The organism is Methanosarcina sp. UBA289, assembly GCA_002496565.1.
Classification (GTDB): Archaea; Halobacteriota; Methanosarcinia; order Methanosarcinales; family Methanosarcinaceae; genus Methanosarcina.
In genome coordinates this window covers 71,943-85,933 of the sequence record DAKJ01000017.1, presented here as the reverse complement: position 1 = coordinate 85,933, position 13,991 = coordinate 71,943, and the positions used below count along the sequence as shown (strand labels likewise).

Sequence of the window (13,991 nt, the reverse complement as noted above, 5' to 3'; positions counted from 1 at the left end):
TTAAAAAGTTTCTCAAGCTTTCCCTTTCTTCGAGTTCTCTTATCGCATATTAGATCTCACAAGAAAAACATGCTCAGAAGAACAATTTTAATAGTAAGAACCGATTTTAAGAGGGGCATTCTGTCTTTCCTTGTAAGGATTTGCCTGCAAGATCTCAGACAAAAAAATTTATATTTCGGACAATAATTTTCCATTTGAAATCTTCGTTTACTGGAATAAACGGAGCTTTCATAATATATCGCCAGAGGAAGATTATAAGTCCCGCTCAACAAAATTTACGATTTTTAATTACTTTAATTTGAACTTCGGTAAAAAATAAGATATACTTTTTGGGGAAACCAATAGTCACCTTAATTAATGGAAAAAAAGAGAAATAATCTTCAGTTTAATAGAGAGTTTAAGAGAACCCTAATACTAATATAAAGTTCAAAATTATTATATTTATTCTTGCCAATATAATATTGGAATATTTGTAAAAATGATGTGGCTTGGATATTATATTATGAATTTGTTAATATAGTACCCAAGTTGTATTAAACTCATTCCAAGACTCAAAATAGGTTTCAGAAAAATAAAATTAATATAATTATTTCAAACTGTTGGGTTATGATGGGGGAAATATATGCTTGAAAATGCCCGAAAAGAAGAGCAACAGAGAAATGCCTCTGAAAGGTATTATTCCCGAAAAGAAGAGCAACAGAGAAAAGCCTCTGAAAGGTATTATAGCCGGCCGAAAGCTGCTGAAGTGGAACGGCCAGGCGAGAGATTCGGACGTGAAATCATCAGGCCCTTGACGGAGGCACAACCCATAGAGAGGCGCCTGCTCTTTCTTGAACCAGGTGATAGCCTGGCCCTGGAGAGAATCATGGGAAAGAGCGATCTTGTCGACATCTCCTATCTGGAACTTGGACTGCTCGCGGCCAGAGCTGTCTGCAGGATCCATATCGTGAACCCCTTCGGCAGGCCAGAGGGTTACGGCACGGGCTTTCTTGTTGGCCCAAATCTGCTGCTGACGAATAACCATGTCCTCGATACAGCAGAGCTGGCAAGGAAGAGTTTTATAGAGTTTGAATTTGAACAAGATCTAAACGGTCGAAAAAAGATATCCAGATCCTTCGACCTGCGGCCCGACGAGGTCTTCGTCACTGATCCGGACCTGGACTTCACACTGGTATCTGTAACCTCCATTGCCACAGAAGGGACAGAGCTTACCGATTACGGATTACTGCGTCTCGTGGAAGATACCGGAAAGGTCCGGGCAGGCGAATACGTCTCCATCATTCAGCATCCTGAGGGCGGTCTCAAGCATTGCTGCCTGCGGGAGAACGAAGTTGTAGATGTATTCGATGACTGGCTGCATTATCTGACCGACACTCAGCCCGGAGCCTCAGGCTCGCCCGTATTCAATGATCAGTGGCTGGTTGTGGGCCTGCACCATTCAGGAGTGCCGATGAAAGATGCCCAGGGCAACGTCCTCAAGACAGACGGTCAGCCCTATCGAGAAGGCATCGATGATCCCAGTACCATAGCCTGGGTGGCCAATGAGGGCGTACGAATCAGCTGCATCTTCCAGGCACTGGAGTCGCGCAGCGAGAATGAGCCGATGGTGGCCGAAGCTCTGCGTAGGCTTCGCAGCCATGGCACTGGTCCGGTCGGACCTGTGATCATAACCGCCCCAGCCCCCATCTCCGGCACAGCAATGGAGCTGGGAGAACTACCCATGGAACATTACCGCCTGGCGGATGGCTACGATCCCGATTTTCTGGGTTCTCTGTACCATCTACCGCTTCCCAAGCTGTCCGAGAATCTCCAGTCCAAAGTCGCAAAGCTCAAGGACGGGGGCGAGATTCTCACCTACCTGCACTTCTCGATTGTGATGAATGCCGATCGAAGGCTGGCCTTCTATACCGCAGCCAATATTGACGGCAAGAAGCTGGTGAACATCAAACGTGACCGCGACAAATGGTACTTAGATCCACGTCTCGACCAGAAATATCAGGCCGGACCCAAACTATATGAAGGCAACCCACTTGACCGCGGACATCTGGTTCGCCGGCTGGATCCCTGCTGGGGGCCAAATGCCAAGGACGCGGGAGAGGATACGTTCCATTACACGAACTGCTCGCCTCAGCATGAGCGCCTCAACCAGCATGATTGGCTCGAAGTGGAAGACTACATACTGAAGACCGCAGATAATGCCAACGTGAAGATATCGGTATTCACCGGTCCCGTCTTCCGCGAAGACGATATGATTTACCGCAACGAGTACCTCCTGCCTGCCGATTTCTGGAAGGCGGTGGCGTTCGTCAATAAAAACGGGAAGCTAAGTGTTACTGCCTACCTGCGCACGCAGAAGAATTATTTGGAGAGCATGGAGTTCTTCGACGATGAGTTCAAGACCTGGCAAGTGCCGGTAGCGCAGGTTGAGGCGCTGACCGGCCTATCATTTGGCTTACCTACAGATGCCGATCCTATGGCCCGGGCAGCAGCCGGAAAGGGCCTGGAAAGCCAGAGGAGCTATATCCGGAGGATTCGCTCTGCTGCGGACATAATGCTCTGATACAATCATTTGATGCTTGTTGCCTCGGATTAAAGAACGAAGCACAGCCTTGCCAATGAACTAAAAGGTCTCAACAATGAACTAAAAGGTCTCAACAATGAACTAAAAGGTCTCAAGCTGACAAGCCATTTTTTGCTTATCGGCTTCACTTCATTTTGTGGGCAAGCTCAATGACTGATATTTTTCTCTCTTAGTTCATAAAAATATTACTAGTAAAAGGTCATAAAATCTCCAATCTTACTAGAAAAGGTTTAGGAGAAATAAAAGGAATAGGAGAGATAAAAGGAATGAGTCCTCAAAAACTTGAGTCCTCATAAAGATTTCGAGCTCCCACAACCTTATTTGTTATACAGTCCAATAGCTTTGTTTGTTTTCTCGATCGACTTCGCACCGTCACTTTCCAACTCCATCATTGCTCTGATTGCATCCACGTTCTCTGGAACGACAATAGACTCCTGATGAATAGCCTGGAAGAAGTAAAGCTCTTTCTCAGTCACTGTAATAGATTCAGGCCAGATACATAGCTCCCACACATCATGTCTGGGGCGTCCAATATCCCGCGCAAATTCAATTATTTCGGCTGTTGAAGTAATACCCTGCCCTATTAAACGGATCCTGGACTGGGAACCAAAGATATTCCTGATGTCTTCTGCAGTACAATCCTTGTTGACTTCCATATTTACAGTGTGCACATGCATAAGCGTTGTTGGGACTTTTGTAGCTGCAGTCGTTATGTTAATGTGCGGGAGCACGCTCTTAACGTCCGGTCCATGGTGAGACGGAAGCTTAACCGGATTAAGCACGATTGCGTTAACAGGTCCCTTTTTAATATCATTGGGATCGACTGCTCTTCTTGCAAGACTTACCCTCACTTTATTTACTCCGAGTTCTCTGTCTATAGTTGAAATAGCCCTGCAAAGTGCTGTAGTATTACATGAGACAACCCTTGCCAGGTCGCGGCCTACAGCCTGTTCGTAATTACTCTCCGCATTAAAAGAAAAACCTGAAATGGTATGACTCTCGCCCCCCTGCCAGATTGCCTTTATCCCGACTTTCTCATACATAGGCTTATTTTTTTCACCAATTCCTCCAGGAGTGCAGTCCACAACCAGGTCAGACTTTTCTAGCATCTCTTCAATACTTCCAGCCGCCGGCATTCCTGCTTTCTCAAAAGCTTCAACATTCTCAGCAGGGGCGTATATGTTATACCCAAGCTGATGTGCTACTGCAGCCTCATAATTTGGCTTTGTCTTGGAAATTCCTATAACTTCCATATCGTCTTGAGCCCTTACGGCGTCTGCAACCCTTTTTCCTATAGTTCCGTAACCGTTTACCGATATTTTCGCTTTAGCCATTGTTATCCTGTCCTTTTTATTTCTATATCTTAGGACTTATGTGCTTAAAGTCCAAAATCAGGTAGATTAGACGTGATGGTTAAATTTGCTCTAAGGCAGTTGAAGGTTAACAACATCAAGTTCTTAGTTTAACTGAGTAGTCTCCATTCAATTCAGGAATGTTTCACCAGCAATGGCCAGCTTAAGGTTTTTCTTGGTATCACCCGGTCCAAAAACTGCCATACTATTTACAACAAATCCCCCATCGAGGTGTTTTAACTCCCTAAAATGATCTCCTGCATGTATATATTCAGCGTGAGCGATTGCACGGACCAATCGAGCCACATTATTAAGTTTTTCTATTTCGGCTTGATTTGCAAAATGCACATACCTCATATATGCTTGACTTTTCCCCCAAATGCATTGATGAGATTCTGCTTTGTCGTCACTCTCGTTTAATGCCCCCCTTTTCAATAAATTTAACTATCACGTGTTTTAGGACTAGTGCATTTTAGAACAAAAAGCATGAGCAAACTGTTACAATACAATAATTAAAAATTTTGAGATCTCATGCTATTCATTTCAGTTTACTGCGTAAGCCCTGAGCCATCTGCATTTAGATTTAAATAAATAAAATGTCATAGAATACAAAGCCTTTTGCATCAGTTAATTGTCTAAAAAGTAAGTAATCAAAGAGTCCTTTGAGGAAATATAAAGACGACTTGTAGAGATTTTTAACCCTTAGAGGATCTGGATGCATAATTTTTTAGAGCCGTGATTCCTGGCAAGGCTTCGCCAGAGAGGTAGGTTATGCTCGCTCCTCCACCCATGCTTACATGGGAAAATTTAGATTCCAAGCCGAGTTGATCAATGGCATCTAAGGTATGGCCTCCTCCTGCGACAGAGTAGCTTGCTTGAGTTGCAGCCTTAAGAAGTTCATCTGTACCAAGCCTGAACTTATCTAGCTCGAAAATACCAGTTGGACCGTGAAAAACGCATAATTTTGCTTCCTTCAGATATTGGGAATAATTTTCAATGGTCTCTCGGCCAATATCAGCTATTGGAAGATCTACTTTTATCTTGTCCACTTTGACTTCTTGACGTTCTCCACCATTGTTTAACGCTACGTCTTCAGGCACGACGATCTTGCCTGAATATTCCTTGAGTAACCTGGAAGCGATTGAGATCTGGTCTATATATTTCTCATCTTCAATGAATTTCCTGTTGACCTCGCCTACATAGATGCCCATTGCCATCATAAACACTGTAGCTACTACCCCAGTGGTAAGGATCTTATCAGCACCGCCTCGCTTGAGAATATTAGAAATCGCCTTTATGGAGTCGTTGGCTTTTGCTCCTCCCAATACGAAGATTGCTGGATGCTCATGACATTTCAAGGCTTTATCTAAGCCTGTAATTTCCTTGTCCATAAGGATGCCAGCAACGCTAGGCAAAACCTCTGTAAACCCTACCACAGAACATTGAGATCTGTGAGAAACCGAAAAAGCGTCGTTTATAAAAAGATCAAACAGAGGATACAACTTCTTGACCATCTGGCTTTTAGCCTGTTCCTCAAGAGTGAGGTTTGTGATCTCCTCAGCATTAAAGCGCGTATTTTCAAGGAGCAGGATCTCTCCCTGGGCAAGGGATTTTATAGCATTCCTTGCGCAGGAGCTGAATATGTCATCCTCATAGGTCACTTCTTGACCTAGAAGCTCTGTTGCCAGCTTTGCGTGGGCTTCAAGGGTGGTATAGTCCATATCTCCGGGTCGACCCTGATGAGACATCAGAACTACTCTTGAGTGCTCCAGAGATCGCAACGTAGGTAAATGACTCTTAATTTTTCTATCGTCCAGGATGTTCCCATTATCATCCATGGGTGAATTAAAGTCCACCCTTACAAGTATTGTTTTATCATCCAGTACAACGTCCCCCATCGTCAGATAATCCTTTTCAATTGTTTTCTGAGACATACACAGTATCCCCCTCGCATATGGTGGTATAAACCGCTTGGCATGAGCTGATTGTAATTGAAGGTTGATAGAATTATCAGAGAAGTTCTCTCTGAAATTGTCAAGATTCTTGACGTTCTTGGACTTTAAATCGAAAAAGTACCTCTGGAACTGAACTTCTGGAGCTGAACTTCTGGAGCTGAACTCATGGAATTGAACCTATGAAATTGAGCCTATGGAACTGAACCTATGAAATTGAGTCTATAGAACTGAGTTACACCAGACAAGAAAGAACAGGGACGACAATTTCAGGTGAGGAGAAAAAGTTTAATTTTCAGTTTTTTCTCCTCAAAGACACGGACTAAATCCTTGACAATTGTATATCGATAGAGGCTAAATCGCTTTAGATAAATTTAGATAATATAGACCCTGTTAGCTTCTCTCATTTACTCGACTTCATTTTTGCTAATTTGCTATCTGACTTCCAGATATCATCTTTTATCTTCTGGGTTCAAAATCAAGTTGCTTTACCATTCTGGCAGAAGTACATGGATGGTACTCCTTCTCCGAGATTATACTCTTTCCAGACTGCGCAGGTATAACAAATGCACTGTTGTTCAGGGTTAAGATCCTGACAGGTGGCCTTGCCTGTTGAACAATATATTCCCGGAACGTTTTGAGGTTCCGGAATCTCTCCTTCCCGTGCACTTTCCAATCCTTTTACTAAGTTATCAAGTTTATCCATTGCACATTTACTGTCAGCCTGGACTGGACACTTTGAACACATACATTTTTTGATGTTTGCTAGAGTATACGGAACTTTGGTGCTTTCGCTCGTATCCATTTTATCCCCCAAAAAATAATATTCATCTTATACTTTGGGTTTAGATAATAAAAGGCTTTTCAGTTTTCGAAAAAGCTATAACTTATGCGGTTAGGCTGATACATCAATAACAAAGCTTACCTGGAACCGTAAAATAATCTGGAAACAATAAGAAAACTTGGAACCATAACAGAATTCGAGCTGTAGGAGAATCTCGAACTGTAGGAGAATCTCGAACTGTAGGAGAATTACATAATATGAAAGCTCTGGCGCGAACTTACTACTTGAGCAGAGTGCACCAACATAGACCTAGTTCCTCTTCTCTCTGTCGACAACGCTTTTTCTGCAAGCTCGGGTTTGCGTAATTCTAAATTCCATTCTCAAGTTTTTTCTACATAACTGTCTTCAAAACTTAATACACGAATCGTTTTATCTATTATGCTTTTCTCTCATATGCTTTTCATATTCAGCTCTTGTTGCAAAAGTCATATGACAAACCGAACATTCAAATTTTTGTTCTTCTGATTCACTTTCCTGCAAACTGCTTCCCCCATTTCAGACTTTACTTTTTATAAGGAATATTCGAGAAACCTAAAATAATCTTTACTACAATTAAAGATGTTCAACTTTTCTCTATAACTATTAACCGTGCTTTCTTTTTCTGATACCGAATAACTGTATCCACGAATTCAGCATGGCTCCAAGTAAGAGGTGCAACAGAAAGTGATTCTCCTGTAAGAGAGTCAATCTGTTCAGGCATAATTCCTGTCTTAAGGGAACTGTCTGCAACCCAGTTGATCAGTTCAAGAGCCTTTTCCAAATCCTTAATCTCTTTTGCTTTTGCAATATACCATTTCGCAAGCCACAGCGTACATATAAGCCACGGGTTACTGTTGAGCCTGCCTTCTTGACGATAATATAGATCATTTTCATATCTTCCCAGCCCGCCTTTTCCCGGAACCCAGAGTTTTTCTTCAAGGTTCTCCATTGTTCTCACTACTCTAGGTTCATCTGCCGGGAGTAAATTAAACTCGAAGATTCCGTAAACGCTACTGTCTGTCGTACGATCTATATTCTTGTTTTTTATATTGTGATTTGTGTAGCTAATACCTCTTAAAAAAACTCCCTTTTCAGAGTCGTAAAGCTCTCGTAATATCGCTTTTTTCAACTTTGAATAGCGTAGTCTGCATAAATGAGGTAATTTCTCGTCTCCTACCAGATGGCCGAGGTTTTCTCCTGAGAGAAGCCCTCTGTAGACAGCAGATGCAGTGAAGGTAAAAATCCCTCTCCTCTCTTCCCAGAGATCGTAACTCTCAACCGGCACATCATTTGGATACTTATATTCATTCATAAAAAAGACAGCATCTTTTACAAGAGGCTCATAGACTTCCTTTACAAACTCAATATCTCCGGTAGCTTCATAATACTTCAAGAGGGCGTGGATAACAAGAGCAGTCTCGTCTTCTTGAATAGGAAGCGAAGGTTCTCCATACTCAACCCAGGGATGCCAGCTGCTTCCTAGAGTGCCATCTGGATTATATTTGTGCAATAAGCAGCCAGCCCACCAGATTACATTTTTACAAAATCTGAAAAAAGGTTTGGTAAGTTCAGGAAAACCTGCATTTATCATGGCAATTGATACAAGTGCTCCATCTCTGGGCCACATGTAGCTATAGGTATCATGATTAAACTGAATATTATCAGAGTCATTTGCAGCTATTATAGCTCCATGTATGTCTGCCTGGGTCTTTATCGTAAGGAGAGATCGCTTATACAAATCCACAATCCTGGGTTCAAGTCCTGAGAGATCAATGGCTTGATGATTAACCCACTCTCTCTGATAGTCTTCGGTATGCTTCAGAAGGCTTTCAGGCTCCTTTTCCATAACAAGGTCATTGAGTTCATAGACATCTTTGAAATTTTTCCCAGCGGTCAGGTAGTAGTAGATAATTTCTGTGCCGTTATCCTGAAGCTGAAGGCTAACTCCCACAGTCGAATCTATAGAGCCGTGAGCTACTGGATTCTTTGAGAGAACTCCATCTTCGGCATCCACGTATGTACCTTTTAACCCCTCATTCTCGGCATAACCTATGGCATAATCATCAATATCGGAAGCTATCTCGTCTTTTCGATTTGACTTGAGAATGCCAATTAGGAAGTACCTGGCTCGCTTGTAGTGAACAATAACGTTATGGTCCATCTGATATACTGCAGTGTCCCCTATGCCGTCCCCATAAAGGTGAAAGTCTTGATTGAAGAACAAGCGGACTTCTCTTGGCCTGTCCTGCAGGTTTTTAACAGTTATTTTCCGGAGAAAAATATTGTCTTTACAGCAGACACTTTCTTCCAGAAGGAGTTCGATTCCTAGCTCCCTGTTAACGGCCTGATTTTCGGAAACAAGAGTGTTTTTCTTGTACGCAGGCTTTTTCTCCCAGTCTTCTTCATTAATCCAGGAAAGCCTTCTGTCTGTATAAACTCCGATCCTATGGGCATGTCCCCTCACATGGTTCTCCATTCCAACATGTGGAAAGTAAATATCTCTTACCTGGAACCATTTATCTATATTTATAAGCAAAGACTGATTTCCAAGAACAATATGTCGGGTCATAGCCTTTACCTTCGTTAGGCAGATCTTTTTACAGTTCATCAGAGCTTTCAGGAAAGTGTGGGACTTATGCATTTGAAGGATAAAGTCGAGTATATGAAACTTCCGTAGAATTGTTGAGATTTATTCCATTAAGGATTTATTGCTAGGAATTTACTGCTAGGAATTTACTGCTAAAAGTTTACTACTAAAAATTTACTACTAAAAGTTTACTACTAAAAGTTTACTACTAAAAGTTTACTACTAAGGAGTTGCTACTGCTTCTTTTTAGTCAAAAAGCACAAGTCATTATTAGGTAAACAAGACCATATATGTCCCTAGGATGAAATTTATCAACCATAAAACTAAAAGAACTTGCATGTTCGCTTTAGTTTTCCATCTTCTTTTGATTTTCCAGCCTCGCCTGTTAATCACAACTATAAATCCCAGGATTAAAATCACAATTCCTATTAAAGAATGAACTAAAATTACAGGAGAAATGGTTTTCGAGATTACGGCATCGTATGTAAAATTGATCATATATGGAACAGATAAGACTACTAGCAAATACCCTAATGTGGATATTATATCGTGTCTGTGTAACTTTCCTTTACTTAATTTACCTGTCCTCATTATGATAAAACCTATTATGGCAAGGATCAAGGCTATTTTTTGTAAATCAAAAGAAATTGACATAAATTCATCAGTGTCTATACCCGACATTTATGTCTCCCCCGGAATAATATATACAGAATATTATATTAAATAACCCCAATTTAGCATAGTTTTCATCGGCTAATATTTATTCGGATACAAAGTTTCTAATCTGTCATTCAGAAACAGGAGTTTAATCTGATAACGTTATCTCGTTTTTATTTATATATAAAAAGTAAAGACTCAAAGTTGTCTACTAATACAGAATACAATTTGCGAATATAAAAAGTGGTCTGTCAATATTGAAGATACTTTCGGGAAGGATTTTATGCGAGAGAGTAATACTATTTTGTATCAAGCCTTTAGGATTAATTAACTAACAATATGGAGGCAAGTTTAAATTACACGAAGCAGTAGGTCCGGAATAAATTTACTCCTTTTACTGTTGCTGATTGTACTTATTTTACCCACTGCTTCGGCAGCTTCTGAGTCTGATTATCCAAGAATTTTAGACCATCCCTGGGGTCATTCCCCTATCACTGTATATGTAAATAACAAAAATGTTCCTCCACATTATAGTCCTTCCTATTATATACAGGTACAAAAAGCTCTGAACTACTGGGAAAAAGGAGGAAACGGAAAGCTAGAATACACTCCTGTTTTTAAACTTGTGGATTCCGAAAAAGCTGATATAAGGATAAGGTGGGTCGAAAACCTGCAAAAAGATCAAGGTGCTCCTAGTGGAGTTGCAGGCGCTACGACTCCATTTATTGTCAATGGGCAATTTGTACGCGTGGATATCGCACTTGGAGTTGGAACTTATCAATGGGGCAAATGGGTCCCATATAGTGATACTGCAATGCTCGCCATTGCTGAGCATGAATTGGGGCACGCTTTGGGGTTAAATCACAGCAATGATAAGCAAGATATTATGTATCCAACCAACGAGCAGATAAATAACATAAATCCTCTCTTTCTTGGCAAATACGGTGCTTTTTTGCGTTTTGTAATTTATTTAGGTCTTGCAATTTTCGTCTTCTTCTCTGTAAGCTGGCTACTTAGCAGGAAAAAATGAAAAAAATTGAGAAAACAAAGGAAAACAAGAATAGAGAAGAAAATAAAGGAAAACAAGAATAGGGAAAGAAAAAGAAAATTTAAACTTCCCATCTCTTCTCATGTATAAAATGGAGTCTCTATTTCTTTTGACTGCCTTTTTCTCAGTCCGCCCTGTACAGCGCGGTAATATTTCATGGTATCAGGAGTAACCGAAGGCCCGGTTTCAGCAATTGCTTGAAGGAAGTGTTTCTGCTTTACCTCTTTAGCATGGAGGTCTTCACGAAGCGCGTCTCTTCCTGCCTTCTTGCACACAGCTGCAATATCAGCACCTGTGTATTGGTCGGTCAGAGAAACGAGTTTGTCAATATCAACATCCTCTGCAATCGCCATTTTACTGGTATGTACCTTAAAAATTTCCTTTCGAGCTCCTGCATCTGGAACGGGAACGAGAATTAACTCGTCAAAACGTCCAGGTCTTAGAAGAGCTGGATCTATAATATCAGGACGGTTGGTTGCACCTATTACCACTACAGCTCTGAGTTCCTCAAGTCCATCCATCTCGGAAAGAAGTTGATTCAGGATCCTGGCTGTAACCTGAGGCTCACTTGCAGAAGCCCCGCGAATAGGGGCAAGAGAATCTAGTTCATCCAGGAAGATAATGGATGGAGCAACCTGTCTTGCCCGTGAAAAGACCTCAGCAATTCTCTTTTCGGACTCTCCGTACCACTTGGAAAGCAGGTCGCTTCCCTTTGCGGTAATAAAGTTAGCTTCGGATTCATGGGCAATGGCTTTTGCAAGGAGAGTTTTTCCAGTACCCGGAGGGCCGTACAGAAGCACTCCTTTAGGCGCCTCAACTCCTATATCCCTATACGATTCAGGACTTTTAAGAGGCCACTCCACGGCTTCCTTAAGAAGTTGTTTTACTCCCTCCAGACCGCCTACATCTTCCCAGCTCACATTAGGAATTTCGATAAGGATTTCTCTTATAGCAGACGGCTGAACATCTTTCATGGCATTTTCAAAATCTTCCCTTGTGACCCTAAGTGTATCAAGGATTTCACTTGGAATTTCAGGTTCATTGAGATTGATCTTTGGAAGAATCCGTCTTAAGGAGCTCATTGCTGCCTCCCGGCAAAGAGCAGCTATGTCAGCTCCCACAAATCCATAAGTTATCTGAGCAAAGTCCATGAGATTTACGTTTTCGGCAAGTGGCATGCCTCTAGTGTGAATCTGGAAAATCTCGAGCCTGCCTTCAGTATCTGGAACCCTCAACTCAATCTCTCTGTCAAACCGACCTGGTCGACGGAGTGCCATATCAATTGCTTCAGGACGGTTGGTTGACCCTATAACAATTACGTTCTTACGAGCCTTAAGCCCGTCCATAAGGGAGAGAAGCTGAGCAACTACTCTCCTTTCGACTTCCCCGGTTACTTCAGCCCGCTTAGGAGCAATCGAATCGATTTCATCAAGGAAGATGATTGCAGGAGCGTTTTTTTCTGCTTCTTCGAAAACATCTCTAATTCCCTTTTCTGACTCTCCATAATACTTGGACATGATTTCCGGACCATTGACTGAGATGAAGTAAGCATCGGACTCGTTTGCAACTGCTTTTGCAAGCATTGTCTTACCTGTTCCAGGCGGTCCATAAAGTAGTACTCCTTTTGGAGCATCGATCCCAAGCCTGTCAAAAAGTTCAGGATGCTTCAAGGGTAGCTCTATCATTTCTCTTATTTTGGAGATAGCATCTTTAAGTCCACCCAGATCCTCATACATGACAGTGGGAACATTCTGTTCCGGGGTTATTTCTGCAGCTTCAGGTAAGAGCTCAATCTCTGTCTTATCTGTAATCTTTACTATCCCGGAGGGAGAAGTGGAGATCACCTGTAGTTTTATTTCTCCCAGACCAAATGACTGCCCCATACCTGGACTAAAAAAGTCCTGAAAGAAATCTTCGAACATAACTCCTTTACCGAAAGTCTCCCTTTCCCGTGACCGCCTCAAGCTTGTGGTGGAAATAAAATCTCCCTTTGAAACCGTACGATTCATAAATACGGCTCTAAGAGTTTCACTCGGTGCATAGATCTGCATGCCCTTCGCTACGGGAGCAAGAGTCACACTCTTTGCTTCTTTCCAGTCGGCTTTGCGAATATCCACATATTCCCCTATGCTGGTCTTTGCATTGGTTCGGATAAGTCCATCCATGCGGATGATATCCAGGCCCGAATCGCTGGGGTATGGGCGTCCTATCAGGGCTGAGGTCGATTTTCCTCCTTTGATTTCCACTACTTCAAAGGGCTTGAGGCCCAGCTTTTCCCTGAAACTGTCGTCCACTCTGACAATTCCTTTTCCAACATCTCTTTGATCAGCTTCTGCGACTTTTAGTTTTTCAGTTATTTTTTCCCTATCAGTCAAACAATACCCCCATCTCCACATTAAAAATTAACATTTATTAAAAAAGGCAACATAGTAACTTAGAGTAGCTTTTAAATGACCCAGCTTTATTTGAAAGAAAGCCTATTTGTAATTCAGCAGTCTGATATTACTCTCTATTACGCTGGCTTTCCAAGCATTTGATTCATCTGGTTACGTCATCAAGGACATTATACTCTATTTAAGGTATCCCCTTTAGCAGACCAAGAACATCACTTTTGCAGGACAACCTATACCTCTAGTTATAAACCCTTTAAGCTCGGGTGGGCCTCTTTAGATAAGTTCACCCCAGAGATTCAGGTAGCTGCGACTCCTTGTATAGTAGTCCACCCATCATTTAGTACTATATTAATTGTTATATAAAAAAGAATTCAATCAAAATGTTTGAAGCAGATGACTTTTTTCTTTATAGTAACTCTTTATTTTTTATCAGCGAATTTATCCCAAAAATATCAATTAAAAAATATCAATTAAAAAATATCAATTATATGTATATCAATCATATGTTTAAGTCAGGATCAATCATATGTTTAAGTCAAGACAATAAGCTGATTCCAAGTACGATGAATATCACATCACCAACATGTTTTGCTTCGTG

10 protein-coding genes and 1 pseudogene are annotated in these 13,991 nt (G+C 41.6%); 2 read left to right on the top strand and 9 right to left on the bottom strand.

Going from position 1 to position 13,991, the window contains the following annotated elements:
• Positions 1-52: 52 nt before the first annotated feature.
• Positions 53-232, bottom strand: a pseudogene (locus tag BP549_RS06630) (IS5/IS1182 family transposase); the annotation flags it as partial.
• A gap of 390 nt (positions 233-622) precedes the next feature.
• On the opposite strand from BP549_RS06630, the gene BP549_RS06625 reads away from it, so the two are divergent.
• Positions 623-2,560 (top strand): DNA/RNA non-specific endonuclease, encoded by a 1,938-nt coding sequence (locus BP549_RS06625; RefSeq protein WP_292379236.1) that lies wholly within the window; start codon positions 623-625, stop codon positions 2,558-2,560.
• 338 nt (positions 2,561-2,898) lie between these two features.
• Here BP549_RS06625 and BP549_RS06620 read toward each other — a convergent pair whose 3' ends face one another.
• From BP549_RS06620 to BP549_RS06590, 7 genes are all read right to left on the bottom strand, one after another.
• Complete coding sequence (locus BP549_RS06620; RefSeq protein WP_292379233.1) at positions 2,899-3,915, bottom strand: type II glyceraldehyde-3-phosphate dehydrogenase; 1,017 nt, start codon at positions 3,913-3,915, stop codon at positions 2,899-2,901.
• A gap of 147 nt (positions 3,916-4,062) precedes the next feature.
• Positions 4,063-4,290 (bottom strand): ferritin family protein, encoded by a 228-nt coding sequence (locus BP549_RS06615; RefSeq protein WP_292374306.1) that lies wholly within the window; start codon positions 4,288-4,290, stop codon positions 4,063-4,065.
• Positions 4,291-4,628: 338 nt separating this feature from the next.
• Entirely contained in the window at positions 4,629-5,867 is a 1,239-nt protein-coding gene (locus BP549_RS06610) for a phosphoglycerate kinase (RefSeq protein WP_292379232.1), read from the bottom strand.
• A gap of 496 nt (positions 5,868-6,363) precedes the next feature.
• Positions 6,364-6,690, bottom strand: coding sequence for a DUF2769 domain-containing protein (locus BP549_RS06605; RefSeq protein ID WP_292379229.1), 327 nt, complete (start codon positions 6,688-6,690; stop codon positions 6,364-6,366).
• A gap of 408 nt (positions 6,691-7,098) precedes the next feature.
• Positions 7,099-7,209 (bottom strand): C2H2-type zinc finger protein, encoded by a 111-nt coding sequence (locus BP549_RS06600; RefSeq protein ID WP_292374300.1) that lies wholly within the window; start codon positions 7,207-7,209, stop codon positions 7,099-7,101.
• Between the two features lie 82 nt (positions 7,210-7,291).
• Positions 7,292-9,277, bottom strand: coding sequence for a glycoside hydrolase family 15 protein (locus BP549_RS06595; protein WP_292379228.1), 1,986 nt, complete (start codon positions 9,275-9,277; stop codon positions 7,292-7,294).
• Positions 9,278-9,565: 288 nt separating this feature from the next.
• A complete protein-coding gene (locus BP549_RS06590; protein WP_292374296.1) occupies positions 9,566-9,976 on the bottom strand; it encodes a hypothetical protein in 411 nt (136 codons plus the stop codon).
• A gap of 376 nt (positions 9,977-10,352) precedes the next feature.
• On the opposite strand from BP549_RS06590, the gene BP549_RS06585 reads away from it, so the two are divergent.
• Positions 10,353-10,982 carry a matrixin family metalloprotease gene (locus BP549_RS06585; RefSeq protein WP_292379225.1) on the top strand — a complete coding sequence of 210 codons (630 nt, stop codon included), beginning with the start codon at positions 10,353-10,355 and terminating at the stop codon, positions 10,980-10,982.
• Positions 10,983-11,080: 98 nt separating this feature from the next.
• Here BP549_RS06585 and BP549_RS06580 read toward each other — a convergent pair whose 3' ends face one another.
• Positions 11,081-13,396: a CDC48 family AAA ATPase gene (locus BP549_RS06580; protein ID WP_394339069.1), complete on the bottom strand. Its 2,316-nt coding sequence runs from the start codon at positions 13,394-13,396 to the stop codon at positions 11,081-11,083.
• Positions 13,397-13,991 lie beyond the last annotated feature (595 nt).